Origin of the sequence: Streptomyces sp. NPDC026589 (assembly GCF_040638385.1) — a bacterium.
GTDB lineage: Bacteria > Actinomycetota > Actinomycetes > Streptomycetales > Streptomycetaceae > Streptomyces.
The window spans coordinates 71125-91815 of sequence record NZ_JBEZYG010000009.1 but is presented as its reverse complement, the minus strand read 5'-3'; the positions used below and the strand labels follow the sequence as shown (position 1 = coordinate 91815).

18 protein-coding genes and 1 tRNA gene are annotated in these 20691 nt (G+C 72.0%); 7 read left to right on the top strand and 12 right to left on the bottom strand.

The window, feature by feature from the left end; translation table 11 throughout:
• Window positions 1–75: 75 nt before the first annotated feature.
• The 7 genes from AB0F29_RS17385 to AB0F29_RS17355 all read right to left on the bottom strand — a co-directional run bounded on the left by AB0F29_RS17385 (window position 76) and on the right by AB0F29_RS17355 (window position 6401).
• Window positions 76–639, bottom strand: a complete 564-nt coding sequence (locus AB0F29_RS17385) for a SigE family RNA polymerase sigma factor (protein WP_361872896.1) — start codon at window positions 637–639, stop codon at window positions 76–78.
• A 170-nt stretch (window positions 640–809) separates the two neighbouring features.
• Window positions 810–1976: a lipid-transfer protein gene (locus tag AB0F29_RS17380; protein WP_361872893.1), complete on the bottom strand. Its 1167-nt coding sequence runs from the start codon at window positions 1974–1976 to the stop codon at window positions 810–812.
• Window positions 1973–2446: an acyl dehydratase gene (locus tag AB0F29_RS17375; protein WP_361872891.1), complete on the bottom strand. Its 474-nt coding sequence runs from the start codon at window positions 2444–2446 to the stop codon at window positions 1973–1975. Before AB0F29_RS17375 ends, AB0F29_RS17380 begins: the two co-directional genes overlap by 4 nt.
• Window positions 2443–3486 (bottom strand): acyl-CoA dehydrogenase family protein, encoded by a 1044-nt coding sequence (locus AB0F29_RS17370; RefSeq protein WP_361872888.1) that lies wholly within the window; start codon window positions 3484–3486, stop codon window positions 2443–2445. The genes AB0F29_RS17375 and AB0F29_RS17370 overlap by 4 nt, the downstream gene beginning before the upstream one ends.
• Window position 3487: 1 nt before the next feature.
• Window positions 3488–4591, bottom strand: coding sequence for an OB-fold domain-containing protein (locus tag AB0F29_RS17365; protein WP_361872885.1), 1104 nt, complete (start codon window positions 4589–4591; stop codon window positions 3488–3490).
• Entirely contained in the window at window positions 4588–5796 is a 1209-nt protein-coding gene (locus tag AB0F29_RS17360) for an acyl-CoA dehydrogenase family protein (protein WP_361872882.1), read from the bottom strand. Before AB0F29_RS17360 ends, AB0F29_RS17365 begins: the two co-directional genes overlap by 4 nt.
• A 290-nt stretch (window positions 5797–6086) precedes the next feature.
• Entirely contained in the window at window positions 6087–6401 is a 315-nt protein-coding gene (locus AB0F29_RS17355) for a hypothetical protein (RefSeq protein ID WP_007453921.1), read from the bottom strand.
• Between the two features lie 335 nt (window positions 6402–6736).
• On the opposite strand from AB0F29_RS17355, the gene AB0F29_RS17350 reads away from it, so the two are divergent.
• Window positions 6737–7708, top strand: coding sequence for a bifunctional DNA primase/polymerase (locus AB0F29_RS17350; RefSeq protein WP_361872879.1), 972 nt, complete (start codon window positions 6737–6739; stop codon window positions 7706–7708).
• A 146-nt stretch (window positions 7709–7854) separates the two neighbouring features.
• A complete protein-coding gene (locus AB0F29_RS17345; protein WP_361872876.1) occupies window positions 7855–8934 on the top strand; it encodes a hypothetical protein in 1080 nt (359 codons plus the stop codon).
• 98 nt (window positions 8935–9032) lie between these two features.
• Here AB0F29_RS17345 and AB0F29_RS17340 read toward each other — a convergent pair whose 3' ends face one another.
• Together AB0F29_RS17340 and AB0F29_RS17335 are read right to left on the bottom strand one after the other, a co-directional pair.
• The gene (locus AB0F29_RS17340) at window positions 9033–9422 is read right to left on the bottom strand and encodes a hypothetical protein (protein ID WP_361872873.1); all 390 of its coding nucleotides are present in this window, start codon (window positions 9420–9422) and stop codon (window positions 9033–9035) included.
• 635 nt (window positions 9423–10057) lie between these two features.
• Window positions 10058–10525 (bottom strand): MarR family winged helix-turn-helix transcriptional regulator, encoded by a 468-nt coding sequence (locus tag AB0F29_RS17335; RefSeq protein ID WP_361872870.1) that lies wholly within the window; start codon window positions 10523–10525, stop codon window positions 10058–10060.
• Window positions 10526–10627: 102 nt separating this feature from the next.
• Here AB0F29_RS17335 and AB0F29_RS17330 point away from each other — a divergent pair, with 102 nt between their 5' ends.
• On the top strand, window positions 10628–11842 hold the full coding sequence (locus AB0F29_RS17330) for an amidohydrolase family protein (protein ID WP_361872868.1): 1215 nt from the start codon (window positions 10628–10630) through the stop codon (window positions 11840–11842).
• Between the two features lie 103 nt (window positions 11843–11945).
• Here AB0F29_RS17330 and AB0F29_RS17325 read toward each other — a convergent pair.
• Window positions 11946–12032 (bottom strand) — tRNA-Ser (locus AB0F29_RS17325).
• Window positions 12033–12118: 86 nt separating this feature from the next.
• The gene (locus tag AB0F29_RS17320) at window positions 12119–13852 is read right to left on the bottom strand and encodes a trypsin-like peptidase domain-containing protein (protein ID WP_361872865.1); all 1734 of its coding nucleotides are present in this window, start codon (window positions 13850–13852) and stop codon (window positions 12119–12121) included.
• Window positions 13853–14053: 201 nt separating this feature from the next.
• Between AB0F29_RS17320 and AB0F29_RS17315 the strand changes: the two genes are divergently transcribed.
• The 3 genes from AB0F29_RS17315 to AB0F29_RS17305 all read left to right on the top strand — a co-directional run bounded on the left by AB0F29_RS17315 (window position 14054) and on the right by AB0F29_RS17305 (window position 16765).
• Window positions 14054–14890, top strand: coding sequence for a glycerophosphodiester phosphodiesterase (locus AB0F29_RS17315; RefSeq protein ID WP_361873260.1), 837 nt, complete (start codon window positions 14054–14056; stop codon window positions 14888–14890).
• Between the two features lie 84 nt (window positions 14891–14974).
• The gene (locus AB0F29_RS17310; protein ID WP_361872862.1) at window positions 14975–15649 is read left to right on the top strand and encodes an ATP-binding protein; all 675 of its coding nucleotides are present in this window, start codon (window positions 14975–14977) and stop codon (window positions 15647–15649) included.
• Between the two features lie 150 nt (window positions 15650–15799).
• Window positions 15800–16765, top strand: coding sequence for a DUF5926 family protein (locus tag AB0F29_RS17305; protein ID WP_361872860.1), 966 nt, complete (start codon window positions 15800–15802; stop codon window positions 16763–16765).
• 848 nt (window positions 16766–17613) lie between these two features.
• Here the strand turns inward: AB0F29_RS17305 and AB0F29_RS17300 are convergent.
• Window positions 17614–18357, bottom strand: a complete 744-nt coding sequence (locus tag AB0F29_RS17300; protein ID WP_361872858.1) for a bifunctional DNA primase/polymerase — start codon at window positions 18355–18357, stop codon at window positions 17614–17616.
• A gap of 639 nt (window positions 18358–18996) precedes the next feature.
• Here AB0F29_RS17300 and AB0F29_RS17295 point away from each other — a divergent pair.
• Window positions 18997–20484, top strand: coding sequence for a PP2C family protein-serine/threonine phosphatase (locus AB0F29_RS17295; protein ID WP_361873258.1), 1488 nt, complete (start codon window positions 18997–18999; stop codon window positions 20482–20484).
• Window positions 20485–20691 lie beyond the last annotated feature (207 nt).

The window sequence follows — 20691 nt, the reverse complement described above, 5'->3', positions numbered from 1 at the left end:
GCCCCGAGGCCTCTGCGTCGGATCCGTGGCGGAGCAGGTGGCGGCACCCGTGGAGGGGCCTCCGGGCCGTCCGGATCAGCGGACCGGCGTCAGCTCCGGGTCCTCGCGGAGCTTGCCGAGGGCACGGGAGACCGCGCTCTTGACCGTACCGATCGACACGCCGAGCACCTGCGCCGTCTGGGCCTCGCTCAGGTCCTCGTAATAGCGCAGGACGACCATCGCGCGCTGGCGGTCCGGGAGCTTGAGCACCGCTCGCCACATCGCGTCGTGCAACGACTGCTGCTCGGCCGGGTCCGGCGCCGGAGAGGCCTCCCGCTCGGGCAGTTCCTCGCACGCGAACTCGTCGACCTTCCGCTTGCGCCACTGCGAGGTGCGGGTGTTGAGCAGCGCCCGCCGGACGTAGCCGTCCAGCGCCCGGTGGTCCTCGATCCGCTCCCACGCGACATACGTCTTGGCCAGCGCGGTCTGGAGCAGGTCCTCCGCGTCGCACGGGTTCGCGGTGAGCGAGCGCGCGGTACGCAGCAGGACCGGTCCACGGGCCCGTACGTACGAGGAGAACGACGCGTAGGGCGCGTGGGGGTGGCCGGCGGCGGTGGCGGAGGCCGCCCTGGAGGCGCCCGTGCAGACTGGCGTGGTCATGTACTCAACGCTAGGAGCAGCCACCGCCGAGGGGATCGCCCCCAGGTCCCGAAGGCTCGTCCGCCTCAGGTTGTAGGGGGTGTGCACCCTGCACCTCCTGAAGGTGGACAGGCCTCGGCCCGGCCGTAAGGGTCCGCCCCCGAGAGCCCACGGGGGCGGGGCGTCGCCGCTCAGCCGTCCGCGCCGATGACCAGGCCCGACGTCGGAACCCCCGTACCCGCCGTGACCAGCGACCTCGCCGCCCCCGCCACCTGGTTCACCGAGGTCCCCCGGATCTGCCGGACGGCCTCCGCGATGCCGTTCATCCCGTGGAGGTACGCCTCCCCCAGCTGACCCCCGTGGGTGTTCAGGGGCAGCGCGTCCGCGGCGACGAACGCCCCGGCCTCCCCGGGGCCGCAGAAACCGAACTCCTCCAGCTGCATCAGGACGAACGGGGTGAAGTGGTCGTAGAGGATGCCCACGTCGATGTCGGCCGGCGACAGTCCGGAGCTGCGCCAGAGCTGCCGGGCGACCACGGCGGTCTCCGGCAGGCCCGTCAGCCCGTCCCGGTAGAAACTCGTCATCTGTTCCTGCGACCGGCCGGCGCCCTGGGCCGCCGCGACGACGACGGCGGGCGGCCGGGGCAGGTCGCGGGCGCGCTCCAGGCTCGTGACGACGAGTGCCTGGCCGCCGTCCGTCTCCTGGCAGCAGTCCAGCAGCCGCAGCGGCTCCACGATCCAGCGGGACGCGGCGTGGTCGGCGAGCGTGATCGGCTTCCCGTGGAAGTACGCCGCCGGGTTCCGCGCCGCGTTCCGTCGGTCGACCACCGCCACGTGCCCGAAGACCTCCGGGTCGAGGCCGTACGCGTGGAGGTAGCGCTGGGCCGCCATCGCCACCCAGGAGGCCGGGGTGAGCAGCCCGTACGGCAGGTTCCAGCCGAGCGCCGCGCCCTCGGCGGTGGGCTCGCGCCGCTGGACGCCGGAGCCGAAGCGGCGGCCGGAGCGCTCGTTGAAGGCCCGGTAGCAGACGACGACGTCCGCGATCCCGCTCGCCACCGCGAGGGCGGCCTGCTGCACGGTGGCGCAGGCCGCGCCGCCGCCGTAGTGGATCCGGGAGAAGAACGACAGCTCGCCGATCCCGGCCGCCTGGGCGACGGTGATCTCGGGGCTGGTGTCCATGGTGAAGGTGACGAGCCCGTCCACGTCGGCGGGGGTGAGACCCGCGTCGTCGAGGGCGGCGCGGACGGCCTCGACGGCCAGCTTCAGCTCGCTGCGGCCGGAGTCCTTGGAGAACTCGGTGGCCCCGATGCCGACGATCGCGGCCTTCCCGCCGAGCGAGTCGGCCCTGCGGATGCTCATGCTCCGGCCCTTTCTTCTTCGCCATCTTCTTCGCCGCTCGGGGCCGGGAGGGTCACGACGACCGTGCCGGTGACGTGGCGGCCGACGCTGTTGTCGCCGGTGACGGTGACGGTGACGGTGACGGTGGTCGTCGCGCGTACGGACTCTTCGCCGACCGGCCCGGCCACCTCCGTGACACGACCGGCCAACCGCATCACGTCTCCCGGGTAGTTGGGGACGCCGAGGCGGATCGCGACCTTGCGGAGGACGGCGTTCGGGCCGAAGAGGTCGGTGATGTAGCGGCCGACGAGCCCGTTGGTGGTGAGGATGTTCATGAAGATGTCGGGGGAGCCCTTCTCCCGGGCCAGGTCCGCGTCGTGGTGCACGTCCTGGTAGTCGCGCGAGGCGATGGCCCCGGCGACGATCAGGGTCCGGGTCAGCGGGATCTCCAGGGGCGGCAGCTCATCACCGACGCCGTACGTCCGCGTCACGACGCGTCCTCCTGACCGTTGCTCACGAGCAACAGGCCCAGCTCCTCCAGGACCTCGCTCCCGCAGCCGAGATACGCGTCGAGCTGGCGGCCCCAGAGGAAGTGCCGGTGGACCGGATGGTCGAGGTCGGCGCCGGTGCCGCCGTGCAGATGCTGGCCCGCGTGGACGACCCGCTTGCCCGCCTCCGAGGCCCACCAGGCGGCGGTCAGCGCCGCTGCCCCGTACTCCCGCCCGTCGTCCCGTCGCCAGGCCGCCTCGTACGCCGTGACCCGGATCGCCTCGGTGTCCATGTGGGCTTCGGCGGCGCGGAGCAGGACGCCCTGGTTGGTGGAGAGCGGGCGCCCGAACTGCTCGCGGGTGACGGTGTGGTGGACCGCACGGGCGAGTGAGCCCGCGCACACCCCGGCCTGGAGCCCGGCGAACGCGGTACGGGCGGCGGCGAGGACGGCCTCGTACGCCTCCGGCCCGCGCCCCAGACGCTCCCCACGTACGCCGTCGAGAACCAGCCGCCCCGCCGCCCAGGGCGCGGTCGTCTCCACCGGCACCACGGCCACGCCCGGCGCGCCCGCCTCGACGATCCACAGGGCCCGGTCGGCGTCCGCCACCAGCACCTGGGTGGCGTCGCGCAGCCAGGGCACCCAGGGCACGGCCCCGTACAGCGCACCGTCCGACGTGTGTACGCCGCCCCGCACCGGGAAGGCGCCCGTCGCCACCGCCGTACCGTCGCGCAGACCGGGAAGCAGGCGCTCGCGCTGCTCCCGCGTCCCGTGCTCGGCGATCGCGAGCAGCCCGTACACGCAGGTGGCCGCGAACGGGACCTGCGCGGTGGTCCGGCCCTGTTCCTCCAGGAGCAGGACGAGGCCGAGCAGCCCGATGTCCTCGACCGCGCCGGGCAGTCCGGCCGCGCACAGCGCCTTCCACAGTTCCGCGTCGGTGCCCGTGCCGGCCGCCGCCAGCCGCTCGTGGGTGGACAGGTCACCGAAGACGCTCGCGGCCAGTCCCTGTGCGGCGGACTGCTCCTCGCTCGGGGTGAAGTCCATCTCAACCGCCTTCGCTCGCCCGGAAGACGGGCAGTTCCAGGTCGGGGTCCGTGACGAGGAACTCCAGGTGCACGGGCATGCCGACGCGGACCTTGTCGTACGGCACACCGATCACGTTGCTGACGATGCGGACGCCCTCGGCCAGCTCGATGAGCGCGACGGCGTACGGTCCGCCCTCGCCGGACGGCCCGAAGGCGGGGAACGGCGGGTGGTGCATCACGACATGGCTGAAGACCGTGCCCCGACCGCCCGCCTCGACCGTCTCCCACTCCGCGCCGCCGCAGACGTTGCAGCCGGGCAGCCAGGGGAGGCGCAGGGTCGCGCAGTCGGTGCAGCGCTGGATGAGGAGCCGGTGTTCGGCGACTCCGGCCCAGAAGCCGGCGTTGTCTCGGTTGATCACGGGCCGGGGGCGCAGAGGAGGATCAACGGGCTTCCCCCGTTGCGCGGGGCGGTACTTGAGGATGCGGAAGCGGTGCGTCCCGACGGGCTCGCCGTCGGCGCGGACGTCCGTACGGGTGGTGACGAAGTAGCCGGTGCCGAGCTTGGTCGTCTTGCGCCGGGAGACGGACTCGATGACCGTGTCGAAGCTGATCCGGTCGCCGGGGCGCAGCGGGCGCGCGTACTCCTGCTCGCAGTCGGTCGCGACGACGGAGGTGTAGCCGCCTCCGTCGAGCAGGGCGAACATCTCGTCGTACGCCGCGGAGCGCCCCGTTCCGTCCGTGTGCCCGGAGAGCCCGCCCATCGTCCACGCCTGGAGCATCGTGGGCGGGGCGACGGCGGCCGGGCCCCGGTAGGCGGCCGAGGTGTCGCCCATCGCCTCGCACCAGTGCCGGATCATGGGCTCGTTGACCGGGTCCTTGCCCCTGCCCCCGGTGGCGGCGGCGCGGCCCTCGTAGGCGGCGAGCCGCTCGTACAGCTGATCCCGGTCGTCATACGCCCGGCTGCCGTCAGGCTCCCTGCCGTCAGGCTGGTGGCTGCCGTCGGGCGCCCTGCTGCCGTCAGGCTGGTGGCTGCCGTCGGGCTCCTCGCTGCCCTCAGGCTGGTGGCTGCCGTCAGGCTCCTCGCCGTAGGCCTGGTTGCTGCCGTCGCCCTCCCGCTCGCTCATCGCTTGCTCCGGGTCATCCCGAGCCGGGCCGTGGCGACGATCTCGCGCTGGACCTCGCCGACACCGCCACCGAAGGTGTTGATCTGCGCCGCGCGGTTCATCCGCTCCAGCTCACCGCCGGGCCCGAAGCAGCCGGGAGAACCACCCCGGAGCAGGGCGGCGTCCCCGACGGCCTCCTGGCACATCCGGTAGACCTCGACCGCGCTCTCGGTGCCCGCGAACTTCACCCCGCTGGCTTCTCCGGGCGCGGGCGCTCCGGCGCCGACGGCGTCGACCAGCCGCCAGTTCAGCAGGCGCGTCGCCGCGAGCCGGGCGTACGCCTCCGCGAGCCGGGCGCGCACCCACGGCTCGTCGATCCGTCGGCGCCCGGTCACGGGATCGGGGGTACGGGCGTAGGCGAGCGCCTCCTCGTAGAAGTCCTCGGCCTGCATGCCGATCGCGGCCAGGGCGACGCGTTCGTGGTTGAGCTGGCTGGTGATGAGCTTCCAGCCGCCGTTCTCCTCGCCGACGAGGTTCGTGGCCGGGACGCGTACGCCGTCGTAGTAGGTGCTGGTGGTGGTGACCCCGCCCACCGTACGGATCGGCGTCCAGGAGAAGCCGGGGCAGTCCGTGGGCACCAGGATGATCGAGATGCCACGGTGCTTGGGAGCCTCGGGGTCCGTACGGCAGGCGAGCCAGATCCAGTCGGCCTGCTGGGCGTTGCTGGTGAAGATCTTCTGACCGTCGATGACCCAGTCGTCGCCGTCCCGCACGGCACGGGTCCGCAGCGCCGCCAGGTCCGTACCGGCCTCGGGCTCGCTGTAGCCGATCGCGAAGACGAGGTCGCCGCCGAGGATGCGGGGCAGGAAGTACGCCTTCTGCTCCTCGGTCCCGTACGCCATCAGGGTCGGGCCGACGGTGTTGAGCGTGACCATGGAGACCGGGGCTCCGGCCCGGTACGCCTCGTCGAAGAAGACGAACTGCTCGTCGGGTCCCCGGCCCCGGCCGCCGTACTCCTCGGGCCAGCCGAGGCCGAGCAGGCCGTCGGCGCCGATCCGGCGGAGCAGCCGCCGCTGTTCGCCCGCGTCCGGCCCGCCGCCCCCGCTCTCCCCCTCCTCCGTGCCTTCCCCCGTCCCTCCGTCCGCCGCATCGGGCATCAGCGCGCGGAAATACGAACGGAGTTCGGCGCGGAGCCGCTGCTGGCGTTCCGTCGGAGCGAGATGCACGGAGGGGCCTCCAGAGCCGCGGATACGGAAAGGCCGGAGCGCTGCCGTCCGGCTACCGGCGTGCCCGGCGACCGGCGTCCGCGTTCCGACGTTTCTGACTGTCCGTCAGATTCTGACCCCTGTCAAGACGGCGGCAGCCCGCGCGAGAACACCTGAGTGCCCTCGCGCGGGCTGCCGTTCGGTCTGCCGGAACCCACCCCCCGGGAGGTCCCGACGACCGCGTCATCCATCTCGTCCGTGTCGTCCGTGTCGTCCGTGTCGTCCGTGTCGTCCGTGTCGTCCGAGGAGGATCACCAGAAGATGGGCGTGAAGTTCACCGCGACACTGTGGTCGGACTGGTCGATCGGCACGAAGGCCGAGTCGTTCACCTGGGCGGACGTGTTCTGGTTCGACGCACCGGTCCCGACCGCCTGCTGCTGGGTGGTGGACGAGTTGCCGGTGTTGATGCCGCCGACACCGCTGCCGCCGACCGTCGCCACAGCCGCGTTCGATCCGTCGTTCGCGAAGGAGCCGTTGTCCGCCATGGCGACACCGCCACAGAGCGCGACGGTCAGGGGCAGAGCGGCGACAGCGGCGAGGGCGCGAGCGGTACGGATACTTGCCATGTCATTTCCTCCAGGAAACGGAATTGCGGCTTCATATTCGGCTGGTCCCGGGGGAGTTGGCCGACCACCCCGGTGCTGTTCACAACGTCGCGAGACCAGAGTTGCCCAGCACACCCTCGACGGACCCCTCCCCACCCCCCGATTCCCTCTCACGTATGACGAAGAGCGGATAAACCTCCCATGCCACACGAAAGTCCAGGTCAGCGAGGCGACCTCGGCGACCCGTTGGCACGCCCGGGAAGAAGCGTTCCGCCACCCGCCCTTCCCGAACACCTCCACCCCACTCCACACCACCCCCCCTTCCCTTATTCGAACGCGTGTACGAAACTGATTGCATGGCCACCATCGACCGGCAGACCCCCACCCTGGCCCTCGCCCACGCCCTCGCCGCCGCCGGGCGCGGCCTCCCCGTCTTCCCGCTCTCCGCCACCAAGCTCCCCGCGCTGCGCTCGCCACACCGGGGGAAGCAGCCGCCGACGCACTGCCGGGGAGAGTGCGGGCTGCCGGGACACGGGGTGCACGACGCCACGACCGACCCCGCGGCCGTCCGCGCCCTCTTCGCCGCCGCGCCCCGGGCCACCGGCTACGGCATCGCCTGTGGACGGGCCCCGCACCGCCTCGTCGGCATCGATCTGGACGTCGACCCCGCGTACGGCAGCGACGCGGCGGGCGCGCTGCGGCAGCTGGCCCTCCAGCACCTGTTCACCATCCCGCCGACGGTCACGGTGCTCACCCCGAGCGGCGGCCGCCACCTCTGGCTGACCGGCCCCGCCGACGCCACGGTCCCCAACTCCGCCGGCCGCCTCGCCCCGGGCATCGACATCCGCGGCAGCGGCGGCTACCTGGTCGGCCCCGGCTCGGTCACCGCCCACGGCCGCTACCGCCTGGCCCCCGGCACCGCCCACCTCACCCCGGCGCCCTGCCCCCGCGCCCTCCTCCGCCTCCTGACCCCGCCGCCCGGCCGCGCCCCGCACACGGGTACGAGCCCGGCCTCCGGCACCGCGTCCGGACCGGGCACCAACACCGGCACCGGCACCGGCACGGGAGCCGGCGCACCCGCGACCGCGAGCCGTCGCGGGGAGGGCCTGATCCAGTTCGTGCTGGCCGCCCACGAGGGACAGCGCAACACTCGCCTGTTCTGGGCGGCCTGCCGCGCCTACGAGCACGGCTTCGGCGACGCCCTGGCCGACGGGCTCACCGCCGCCGCCGTCCGCACCGGACTGCCGGAACACGAGGCCCGCGCCGCGATCGCCTCGGCGGCACGGCTGACCTCGGGGCGGGGCGAGGAGCGGGACGGCGCAGCCTGACGAGGTTCTCGCCGAGAGAGGGGCCGGCGACTCCCCGCCGCCGGGCCAGCGACTCCCGCCCACTGCCGAATCCCGGCAGGAAGCAGCCTCAGAACATGCGGACATCACTCATATCGCTTCCGCTCTCACCGGCACAGGATGCGGAGGTGACCCCGACACCCAACCATGAGGCAGCGCCCGCCCGCCGAGGGTCGACACCCGCCTACCTGGCAGCGGGCGCCCTGTTCTCCCTGGTGGCGGCCTGGCTGCTGCTCCTCACCACGCCGGACGCCCGGGACGACGAGCGCGCCTTCACCGCCGCGCCCGCGTGCACGGCCCCCGGTGGGGCGGATTCCGACTGCCTGCGGTCGGTCGCCGCGGTGCTCGACCGCACCGAGAAGGAGCCCGGGCACAAGACGCCGACGTACTGGCTGTACCTCACCGAGGCCGACGGAACGTCCACCCGCACCCGGATCGAGAGCAACCTGGAACGGCTTCCGGCCGCCCGTCCGGGAGCGAGCATCGACGTCACGTACTGGCAGGACCAGATCCGGTACGTCGACTTCGGGCCGGACCGCCACTACACGAACGCGGACCCACGCGAGTCCTTCCGACTTCCCCTCGCCATCGGTCTGCTCCTCGGCATGTTCGGGGCGATGCTCCTGACGGCCGCGGCCGCGACATCCTGGAGCAGCAGGCGCTCGCCCCGGGCGTTCCCCTGGCAGGTCGGCCTGACGGTCACCGGCGGCACGTTCCTGACTCTGTTCGGCGCGATGGCTGCCTGGAACAGCGACGACATCGGCGACGCTCTGCAACTGACCGGCGTGGCCTGCGGGGTGGTCCTGGGGCTCTGCGCCCTGATCGCCCCGTTCCTGCACCGGCGCCATCGCGGCGACGACACGATCGCGCTGGAGCCGTCCGCGCTGACCGAGGAGGCGCGCTTCCCCGGCCTGATCATGGGCGAGGTCCCGTACGCGGGCCAGGCAGGCTACTTGGTCGCGGGCCCCGGCGTCCTGGCCACGACTCCCGACCCCACGGGCGCCTTCCACCGCAAGGCCGCCCCGCGCACCCTGACCCCGCTCCGCGTCCGCCCGCCCTACCTGACGGACCCCGCGGGCCGTCCCGACTACGACGGCCGGGCGGTGGTCGTGGAGTGCGAGGACAACGGCGTACCGGTCCTCGTCGTCACACGGAAGAAGGACGCACCCGCCGTCCTGGGCGCGCTCGGACCCGTACCGGGGGAGTGAGACCGCTCGGACCCGTCCCCGGCGGAGTGACCACCGCTCGGACCGGTCCCGGTGGAGTGCCCCGGACCGCCGCCGCCCGGCCGCTCCGACCCTGCGCGTCACCGGGCTGCCCCGGCCTCACCTTCCGTACGGGCCAGTTCCGCGTCGTACTGCTCGGCGTCGAAGTGGAACTCCAGCGGAGCGTCCTCCTTGTACGGGACCTCCCAGTCGGACCACTGCACGATGCCCCCGAGACGCTGAACGACCACGGTCAGATACCCGCAGCACCCTCCCGAACACTCCGGCTCCCCCAACCCCACCCGCCGAGCCTCGCCGGTCGCCCACAGCAGACCGGGGCCGCCGGCCGGCAGCGCATCGTCGACGAGCGGCCCCCTGCCTCCTTCACCGACCGCGCCCGCCACCACGTCCTCGCCATTGACCAGAATCCGCAGAGTGGGCCGGAACCGGCGCCCTCGCGGCAGCACACCGATCTCCAGATAATCGAACATCCGGCCACGCTACGGCGCGGTACCCCGGGGGAGCACCCCCTTTGATGCCCCGACGGACGACGCACACGCGTAAGGCCCCCGACCGAATTCTCCTGGTCGGGGGCGCACCTGGCGGTGGGTACGGCCTTTGAACCCACGATCACATCGCTGCGACGACGGTTCTCAAGACCTCCTGATCGTTCAGGAGAACAAGGAGCCCACCAGTATCGCGCCGTAGTGCACGCATTGGTGCCACCGCTTGCAGTAGCGCTTCGCCCGCCAAAGCGAACGCCGCGTGAATTGCTTCTCGCACCAGACGCACTTGCGAGTCTTCCCGTCCCCCATGGCCAGGACCCTATGCGCCAACGTCAATGCCCCGAACAGGAACCAGCCGACCGCGCTCCCAGGTGAGGCGGTTCTTCTCCTGCGCTGCCCGGCGGTGGTGCTTCCGGACTCCAGCGGAGCAGTCATCATCAGCCACTGACGAGCTGCCCCGGCAGCTCAAGAGCCGTGCCCCAGCCATGCCCCCCGCGTGTCCCTTCCGTGCCCGGCGGGGAACGGGTATAGCAAAGGCCCCCGACCATACGTACTGGTCAGGGCGTCAGCGCATCGGCACCTGAGTTCCTGGCCGTGGCTGGTCTCGGGTCGCTGCCCGTTCAATCGCGGCTTGCGGTCTTTTTCCTGGACCAGGCGGTGGCATCGACTCCGTATCGAGTCAGGAGCCGTGCGAACTGGGTTCGCTCCTCCGGTGACCAAGCGACAGTGATCTCCAGGAACGCTTCTCGCTGTTCGACGGCGAAGCGGTTGCGTTCGGCCTCGCCGTGCTCGGTGAGTTCGAGCACGGTGCGGCGCCCGTCGGACTGGGATGCCGCCCGCCGCAGCAGCCCGTCCGCTATGCACGCGGCGACGGTTCGGCTGGCGACCGGCTGCGCGACACCCATCTCGGTGGCAAGCCCGCCGACGGTCGTCTCGCCCGGCGCGTCGGCGATGACGTTGAGCACGAGGTTGCGGGAGAGATCCTTGCCCGTTGCCGGTGCGCGTCGCCGCAGACGGGACAGCGCCGGGCCGATCTGATCCAGCGTCCGGTCGTCGGGGGGGTGCTCGGAGGAGGAGGTGCTGGTCATGTGCCGAGTTTAGGCCCGGCCGGCACATTTGCATACCATTCAATAAGTCCATAGCATTAGGTATGTAAATCTTGAACGAGCCAGGAAAAGAGGCGGACCGCCATGGCGCTCACCGCGATCACCAACGCGCAGATCTTCGACGGGGAGAAGGCGGTCGGCGTGCGGACCGTGGTCATCGACGGCGGGAGGATCGCCCGTGTCGGTGGCGACGCTCCCGAGGGCAGCGAGATCGTCGACGGGAGCGGCGCCACACTGCTGCCGGGACTCATCGACGCCCACGTCCACTCCGCCCCGGGCTCCCTGGCGCTCGCCCTGCGGTTCGGGGTGACGACCGAACTGGAGATGCAGGGAATGAACACCCGGGAGAACCGGGGGGCCATCACCGACGACGACACACAGGCTGACGTGCGCTCCTCCGGCTTCGCCATCACACCGCCCGGCGGTCACCCGAGCGAGCTGATGCCCGAAGGGTTTCGGCCCAAGTGGGACCTTCCCCCGGTCATGCCCCTGATGCCGTTCTCCACCACACCCGAGGAGGCCGCCGCCTTCGTGCCGCAGCTGCTCGCCCGGGGGTCCGACTTCATCAAGTTCATGATCGACGACGGCAGCGTAGAGGGGCACCCCGGGCTGCCCACGCTCGACCGGGCCACCTTGCACGCCGGTGTCGCCGAAGCCAAGAAGTACGGCGCCCTGACCGTGGCCCACGCGCTGACCGTGGAGGCCACCAGGACGGCCGCCGAAGCCGGCATCGACGGCGTGACCCACGTGTTCATGGACCAACCGCACACCGCCGAGATCATCAGCCTGATCAAGGACACGGGCATGTTCGTCATCCCCTGCATCACTCTCAACGCCTCGATGATGGGGATCACCGGCAGCGAACTCGCCGACGACCCCCGGGTCGCCGCACGCCTCGACGCCGACTGGGACCGGACCCTGCGCTCCAGCTATGACCGCTACCCGCAGGGCAAGCTCGACGACGTGTACGACACCGTGCGCGCACTGGACGCTGCCGGTGTCGACGTGCTCGCCGGAACCGACGTCTCCATGCCCGAGACGTTCTTCGGGGGCCTGGCCCACGGAGCGAGCCTGCACCACGAACTGCAGTACCTGGTGACAGCCGGCCTCACACCCGCACGAGCCCTGCGCGCGGCCACGGCAACCACGGCCCGCCGCTTCCGCCTGAGCGACCGGGGCCGCATCGCCGAGGGCCTCCGCGCCGACCTCCTACTGGTCGACGGCGACCCGACCAGCAACATCAGCGACACCCTCAACACCCGTGCCGTCTGGCGCCGCGGAACCCGAATGGCGGCATAACCACACGACAGAGCGGGAAACCAGGGGGACCAGTGGTGCCCGGCGGGCAACGGACATGGCAAAGGCCCCCGACCATACGTTCTGGTCAGGGGCCTCTCGCCTGCGGTGGGTGTGGGATTTGAACCCACGGTCACATCGCTGCGACGACGGTTTTCAAGACCGTTCCCTTAGGCCGCTCGGGCAACCCACCTCGCGTCGGCGGCCCGGTCGCTGTGCAAGCCGATGGGCCGTCAGGCCCGCGTGGGGCCGGTTCGACGCGTGGGACAGCCTAGCCGGTCAGCTGTCGCCCTCGCGCTGGCCCAGGGTGACTTCGGCCGTGGCCGTCTTGCCGTCGCGCTCGTACGTCAAGGTCACCTTCTCGCCCGGCTTGCGGGTCCAGATCTCGCCGATCAGGGTCGGGCCGCTGTCGATCACGGTGTCGTTGAACTTCGTGATCACGTCGCCCGCCTTGAGGCCCGCCTTGGCCGCCGGGCCGTTCGGGGTGACGGCGGGGGTGCCGCCCGCTCCCTCGCCGGAGATGGCCGCGCCGCCCGTCTTCTCCTCCATCGTGACCGTCGCGCCGATCACCGGGTAGACCGGCTTGCCGGTCTTGATCAGCTGCTCGGCGACGTTCTTGGCCTGGTTGATCGGGATCGCGAAGCCGAGGCCAATCGAGCCGGCCTGGGACTGGCCGAGGCCGCCGCCGGTCGACTGGATCGCGGAGTTGATGCCGATGACCGCGCCCGTCGCGTCCAGCAGCGGGCCGCCGGAGTTGCCCGGGTTGATCGACGCGTCGGTCTGCAGGGCGCTCATGTAGGAGTTCTTGTTGCTGGAGCCGTCCCCGGACGCCACCGGGCGGTTCTTCGCGCTGATGATGCCCGTCGTGACGGTGTTGGAGAGGCCGAAAGGCGCGCCGATCGCGATCGTCGAGTCGCCGACCGCGACACCCTCCGAGTTGCCCAGCGGCAGCGGGGCGAGGCCCGCGGGCGGGTTCTTGAGCTTCAGTACGGCCACGTCGTAGCCCTGGGCCCGGCCGACCACCTCGGCGGCGTACTTCTTGCCGTCGGAGAAGGTCGCCGACAGTTCGCCCGACTCCGCGGCGGACGCCACCACGTGGTTGTTGGTGAGGATGTGGCCTTCCTTGTCGTACACGAAGCCCGTGCCCGTGCCGCCCTCGCCCTCGCCGCCCTGCGCGTCGATGGTGACCACGCTGGGAAGCGCCTTCGCCGCGACCCCGGCCACCGTGCCCGCCGGGCGCTTCAGGTCCCTCGGGGTGTCCGACGCCGAGATGGTGGTCGAGCCGCCACCGTTGCCGTCGTTCCGGTCGGCCGCCCAGAAGCCGAGGGCTCCGCCGATGCCGCCCGCGACGAGGGCCGCGACGGCCACGGCCGCCACCAGACCGCTCCCGCGGCCCCGGCCGCTCTTTTTGCCCGGGGACTCCGAGCCGGGCGGGACCGGGGCGCCCCAGACCGGGCCGTGGCCGCTCCCGTTGCCGATACCGCCGGACGCGTGACCGGCGCCCCCGTCGGCGTACGACGGGACGGCGGGCGGAGGCGGCGGCCAGGACGCGGCGCCCGGGGGGAGCCCGGGCTCCGCTCCGTATCCGGGCGCCGCTCCGTACGGGGAGTGCTGCGGCGGCTGCGGCGGATGGGACGGCGTCGGGTGGGGGCCCTGGGCGTACGCGGGCGTGGCCGGAGCGCCCGGGGAGGCCGGGGCGCCCTGGTGCGTGGGGTCGTGGCGCGGCGCCTCGGCGTGCGCCGGTGCCCCCGGTGCCGGAGTGCCCGGTGCCGGTGCCCGCGCGCCGGGTGCGTAGGGGGCCGCCTCCGCTGCTCCGGTGTCGTGCACGGGAAGGCGCGCGGTGTCATGCGCGGGATCGTGCGCCGTCTTGTGCGCGACGTCCTGGGCCGGGTCCTCGGCCGGCGGCCGCGTGGCTCCGTCGGTCGCCGGTTCGGGAGTGGCGGCCGGCCCGGGAGGTGCGGACGGCACGGCCGGTACCGCGTTGCCCTCGTTGCCCTCGTTCTCGGTGCTCACAGCTCTTTACTCCTCGGTTCCACTCGGCATCCAGTCGGCGTTCGGCAAGAAATCCGCTGTGCACGTGTCTGCGGTCAGCTTTTCCCACGACACGTCGGGCCACTGTAAGCAGGACCTGTGCATCCGCACACCAATCTTTACATCCGACAAAACAGACCTCCAGGGTGACATGTGCTCAGCCTTCCCCGCGGCGGTGACACCATGGCGCGGGTGACCCACGCACGGCAGCACAGCGCGCACACCTCCATCCAGGTCATCGCCCACCGCGGGGCCTCCGACGACGCCCCCGAGCACACCCTCGCCGCCTACCGCAAGGCGATCGAGGACGGTGCCGACGCCTTGGAATGCGATGTCCGGCTCACTGCCGACGGCCACCTCGTCTGCGTCCACGACCGGCGGGTGAACCGTACGTCCAACGGGCGCGGCGCCGTGTCGGCGCTGGAGCTCGCCGACCTCGCCGCCCTCGACTTCGGCTCCTGGAAGGACCGCGAGGAGTCGCCCGACTGGGATCCGGCGCCGGGCGAGCTCACCTCCGTACTCACCCTGGAACGACTCCTGGAGCTCTTCACCGAGGTCCGGGCCACCGGGCGGCCGCTACAGCTGGCCATCGAGACGAAACACCCCACGCGCTGGGCGGGGCAGGTCGAGGAGCGGCTGCTGCATCTCCTGAAGCGCTTCGGGCTGGCCGCTCCGCCCGCGGACGGGCCCTCGCCCATCCGCGTCATGAGCTTCTCCGCCCGCTCCCTCCACCGCGTCCAGGCCGCCGCGCCCACGCTGCCGACGGTCTACCTGATGCAGTTCGTCTCGCCCCGGATGCGCGACGGGCGGCTACCCGCCGGGGCCCGGATCGCGGGGCCGGGCATGCGGATCGTGCGCAGCCACCCCGGATACATCGAGCGGCTGCACCGTGCGGGGCACCGGGTACATGTGTGGACCGTGAACGAACCGGCCGATGTCGACCTGTGCGCCGAACTCGGCGTCGAGGCGATCATCACCAATCGCCCCAAACAGGTTCTGTCCCAACTGGGCCGCCTTTAGTACGAATGAGGGCCCATCAGGGCCCCGACCTCGGCCGTTACGGGGTGTGCACCGGCGCACTCGGCGCGCGTTCGAACGTTACGAGTGCGTCACCGGCAGTGCATTGGCCGGTTTCCGGTGCAGCTCAGTGGGGCATCCAACCCGTGGCGTGGGGCAAAGGAGGTCTCGGGGGTGGCGTTGGTGGTGGCACAAGAAGTGCCCGCGTCGTCGAGCATGGCCATTCCTCATGGCCCTGCCGGCGTGGGACAGGCACGACACCGGATGCGTGAACAGTTGCGCGGCAACGGAGTGTCGGACGCGGTCGTCGACGACGCTGTTCTGATCCTTTCCGAACTCCTCAGCAACGCCTGCCGGCACGGCAGGCCCCTGGGGCGGCACACCGACGTCGGCGACGGGGACATCCGCGCCGCCTGGCAGGTGGACACCGCCGGCGCGCTCACCGTGGAGGTCACGGACGGCGGCGGCCCGACCCGCCCAATTCCGGCCACCCCTTCGGTGACGGCACGCGGCGGCCGAGGTCTCAACATCATCAGCGCCCTGGCCCAGGAATGGGGCGTACGGGACGGATCGTCCGGCGAAGTCACCGTCTGGGCCCTGGTCTCATCGAAGAAACCGCCCGGAATCGGCGGCAACGGCTCCGCCCCGAACGGAACCGGCGCCAACGGCTCTAGAGCCCATGGCATCGACGCCGACGGCATCGGTGGGCTCACCGGGTTCGAGGGGCTGGACCTCTCCGAGGCCTTCGACGACGTGGGCTGAGCGCACGAACCACAGAGACCCGGCGCACCAACGGCAGGGGCCCGGCGCGCCGACGACGGGGAGCCGAGCCCGTACGGCGGACGAGCGGGGCTCCCCGGGCGGCTAGGCTCGCGCCGAGTCCGCACTGTCGCAATCGGGAGAATGCCCACCATGGCCAAGAAGCGCCCTCAGTCCAAGGCCGGGAAGCAGCAGCTCAAGGACGGTGAGATCCCGGTCGTCGGGGCCCGTGAGCCCTGCCCGTGCGGATCGGGCCGCCGTTACAAGGCGTGTCACGGACGCGCCGCCGCCCAGGCCGTGACCGAGCTCGTGCACCGCCCCTTCGAGGGACTCGCGGGCGAGTGCGACTGGGTCGCGCTGCGCGAGCTGGTGCCCGCCGCCACGGTCGAACTGACCCTTGAGGACGGGCTGCCCGAGGGAGTTCCGTCGGTGACGCTCGCGACGGTCCTGCCGATGGCGTGGCCGGCCCTGCGCCGGGACGACGGTTCCGTCCTGCTCGCCCTGCAGAACGACACCTCGTCCGGCGACCTCAGCCGCGACCTCGCGGACACCCTCCAGCGCGCCCTGGAGGCCGAGCCCGGCTCCCCCGTCACCGCACGCCGCGTGCCGGCCGACGGCCCGCGCCTCCAGGACCTCCTCGCCCCGGACGCCGTGTTCGAGCCGAACGTGCACTCCGGGTTCGAGTTCTGGGTTCCGGACGCGGAAAACGCCACGCCGGAGGTGTCCGCCTCGCTGGAGCGCGCGAACGCCGCCGCGATCCCGACGACGCTGCTGACCGGCGTCGACGCCGCGTACTGGTGCGAGACCCCGGAGAAGAACCACCTGCGCTGGGTCATGCCGCACCCCGAGGAGAAGCTCCTCGACGCGCTCGCCCGGCTGCACGCCGCCGGCACCTCCTCGCTCGGCGACGACACCCGCCTGGTCGGGTCGTTCCGGGCGCACGGACTCGTGGTCCCCGTCTGGGACCTGCCCAGCTCGATGGGGGCCGAGGCGTGCGAGAAGCCCGCCGTCGAGTTCGCCGAGCGACTGGCGGCGGCGCTCGCGTCCGACGCCCCGCTCACCGCCGAGGAACGCCGCGCCCGGGGCGGTCTCACCAACCGCCAGGTGACCCTCAGCTGAGGGTGACGGCAGGGCGCCGCAGACGGTGACCCGCGTCACAACTCGCCGTACTCGTAAGTAAATCGACGTCCTTACAGGCGAGATCGAATTTGCGAACGGCAGATCTCTTGTTACGGTTCTAGAAGCCCGGTCGCTGGTGCATCCCCCGTCGCCAGCGATCGGGCGTCTTCGTTTCCGGCTGCGGACCGCCCTGTGACACCCCCGGGCGCGGAGGCCGCGCCATCGCTGAAGCCCGCCCGGCGCACTGGGCCCGGCACGTCGGAACCCTCACATCGGAGCCTGTTCCGCTCCCACGAACTCCGTCACCGCCGTCGTGGCTGGGACGCACCCGAGGAGGGGACGCGCGCGGCGGCTCGCAGATGCCCGCGATCAAACTCGGGCAAGGATCCTGCTTCCGTACTCATTCTCGATGGCGATTTCAGCAACTGCGGAGAAGGGACGAATGATTTCTCCGGATAGGCCATCAGACGTCCAGGCGCGCTCGCTTTCTGGCGAGGCACCAGGTGATTGCGCATCGGATGAGGCCGGAACACCCTGTACGACATCCGGAGCAACGGCGGGATCCGCAAAAGCGACCAGCTGAACCAGCCAGGCGCGAACACGGCGGCAGCCGCGAGACCGATCACGCGGAGATGCATGGTGGCCCCACTTGGCGACTGCGCGGAATTCCTGGCGCCGGGCGCCGCTATCGGCGCCATGCGCACCGCCGGGTCGCCCGCCACCCGTTTACCGGTGGTCCGGCCCGGCCCACACCCGTTCGAGTGAGCCGGGCACCGAGAGCCGGGCACCGTGAGCGAGACACCGTGAGCGAGACACCTCCTGGGCGCCGCGGTCTCCGCCCGCCCCGGTCAGTGGGCGAGCCGACTACCGCCGCCCGGGGCACCGGTGCTCGCCTCGACCAGGGCGTCCAGGACCGCTTCCACATCCGGGAGCCAGGGCGCCGCGACCGTGCGAGCCCCGCCCTTCGCCGACCCGTGGGACACCGGGGCGGCGGCGGAGGTCGCCGCCGGCGCGGGGGGCCGCTCCCAACGGACCTGACCCGTGCCGGTCCGGGACGGCGGCAGGACGAGATAGCCGCCCTCACCGTGGAATCGGAGCGAACTGGGCACCCAGTCCTTCGCGTACAGCAGTTCGCCGAGCCGTTCCAGGCCGTACGGGGCCACGAGCAGCGACCACCGGGTGGGCGTCGCCACGACGGGGCCGAGCCGCATGCCGAGGACGTCGAGGGCGCTGAGTGCTCTGGCGCCGGCCACGGCGGGCAGGCTCACCGCGCAGGGCGCGCGGCCGCCGGTCGCCAGCATCACGGGGGCGGTGGGGCGGTGGGCCCACCACCAGCGCACCATGCGCTCGTCCGTGGTGGCCGCCAGCAGGCCGGGATCGAAGGGGTGTGCGCCCGGTACGGCGCAGTCGGGTTCGGGGCAGGCGCAGCCGAGGCCGCCGCTCTCGCCGCGCGGGCCGGCCTGTGCCGTCCCCACTCCGGGGAGCACGGGCCACTGCCATACGGTGGCGCACGTCAGGGCCGCGTCGAGCCGGGCGGCCCCCTCCTTGCGCCGGAGCCGGAGCCTGCGTCGCCTTCCGAGGATCTCGCGCATGGGCGCTCGTTCCTTTCCGTTGAACGCCGAGTCCACATGACACACGCGTGTGTGACACCACGTGCGTATCTCTTCGCTGTGCGTACGTGCTCATCACTTCCGCGGTACGGGCGTGCCGCCGATACCGAGCGTGAGCCGAGCCGAGCCGAGTGGAACCGATCCGAATAGAACCGATCTGGGGTGGAACAGAGCCGAACCGAGCAGAGTCGAGCGGAGTCGAACCGAACGGGGCCGAACCGACCGAACAGGTCGGACTGGCCGAGCGGAGTCGTGCTGCTCTGGCAGAGTCGTGCGGGTCGAACCGAGCGGGTCGAGCCGGACCGGCGATCGCTGGGCGAGGGCGGCATGCGCCTCGCCTGCCGTCCCTGGTGCGAACCCCGCCGTCCGGGGCGGGTGCGTCACCTTCACGGGTAAGGACGCCTGAACCCGTTGCCGGGTTCCTGGGCGATCACAACCGCACCCGCGCATCACCGTTTACGTACCCAGCATGCCCGGAATGACGCTCCTCCGGCGACTTGACCCCGGAGGTGCCCCTGTTGAGCAGCCCCAGTCGATCGCAAATAGTGTTCATAGGGTGCATTTTTTGGCCAAGTTAACCGACACTGGGAGAGCATGAATCACCCGGTGCTCGACCGGACAATGCTGGACATCGGGTTACTTGTGCGTGTACATGTGGATGCATTGATAGTGGCGCAGAATCACATGGGGGTTTGCGATGCTATTCGACGAATCACACCGGTCGGAAAGCTGGCTGCCATGAGCGCCCCACACCTGCCGAAAGTGGCTGGAATCGATCCAGAGGTTTCGGTTTCAACGCACACTCCCGCTCCCCTGACGGAGGTCCCCGGACCTCCGGGAGCCTTCATCCAGGACCGGCTCGCGGGCTGGGTATCGGACCTCACGACCTTGCACGAACTCACCGAGCGGCTGGCCGGGACGAGCACCCTCGACGACGCCCTGAACGAGCTGCTGCACGCCGGAGCCGCCCTCGTCGGCGCCCGCCGCGGACTTCTCGTTCTGGAACCGGCGAACGGCGAAGGCCCCTCCGCCACCCTCGGCCTCGGGCTCAGCCACGCCGAGCTCGGCCACATCGAGACCGTGCCGCGCGCGGCCACCGCGCTCGGCCGGGTCCTCGACGGGCGGCCGGACACCGCCGACGGGGTCATCAGCCCCGACCTGCTCGGCGAGGAGGAGCTGGACCCCCGGCACCGCGAGGTCGCCACCCGGCTCGGCTACGCCGCCAGCTATGCCCTCCCGCTCGCCTCCGAGGCGTCCGGCCGGCTCGGCGCGGCCGTCTGGCTCTACGACGAACCGGCCGAACCCGCACAGAAGCAGCGCCACCTCGCCGGCCTCTACGCGCGCTACGCCACCGAGCACCTGGCCCGCCTGATCGAGCTGGAGCGCGCCCGCGCGGACGTCGCCGCCGTCGCCGAGGAGCTGCTCCCCAGCCGGCTGCCCCGGATCCCCGGCGTCCAGCTCGCCGCCCGGCGCCGCACCGGCCCCCGGGGCGGCGGCGACTGGTACGACGCGCTGCCGCTGCCCGACCGCGCGCTCGGGCTCGCCGTCGGCTCCGTCGGCGGGTCCGGACCGAGCGCCATGGCCGCAATGGGCCGGCTGCGCGCCAGTCTGCGGGCGTACGCCGTGATGGAGGGCGAGGACCCCGTCGCCGTCCTCTCCGACCTGGAACTGCTGCTGCGGCTCACCGAGCCCGCGCGGACCGCGACCGCCCTCTTCGCCTACTGCGAGCCCGCCGCCCGCAAGGTCGTGCTGGCCGGGGCCGGGCACACCCCGCCCCTGGTCCTCGGCGAGCGGCGCTGCGAGTTCGTCGAGACCACGCTCTCCGCCCCGCTGGGGATGCTCGCCTGCTGGGAGGCGCCGAGCGTGGAGTTCAGCCCGGCGCCCGGTGAAACGGTGCTGCTCTACACGGACGGGCTGCTGCGCCGCACCGGGGACGCCGTGGACCGCGCCTTCGCCCGGCTGCACTCCGCAGCCGCCTCCGTACCGCGATCGGACCGGCACGATCCGGCGGCCGTCGCCGATCACGTCCTGCGCACGATGCTCCCCGACGGCCTCGACCGGAGCGACTCCGCCGAGGACGTCGTGATCCTCGCCGCCCACTTCGACTGACCGCCCTTCGACTGACCGCCCAAACGTCGGCCGACGGCCCACGCCGCGTGGCCGTCCCCGCCGCCCGACCGCCCACGCCGGCCGACCGCCCACGCCGGCCGACCGCCCGCGCCGGCCGCCGACGGGCCCCTTCGAGCGATCCGGCGGCGGTCTCCGGTAACAGGTCCTTCGGCCCTGGGCCCCCTTCCGTACGCCCGTACGATGGGT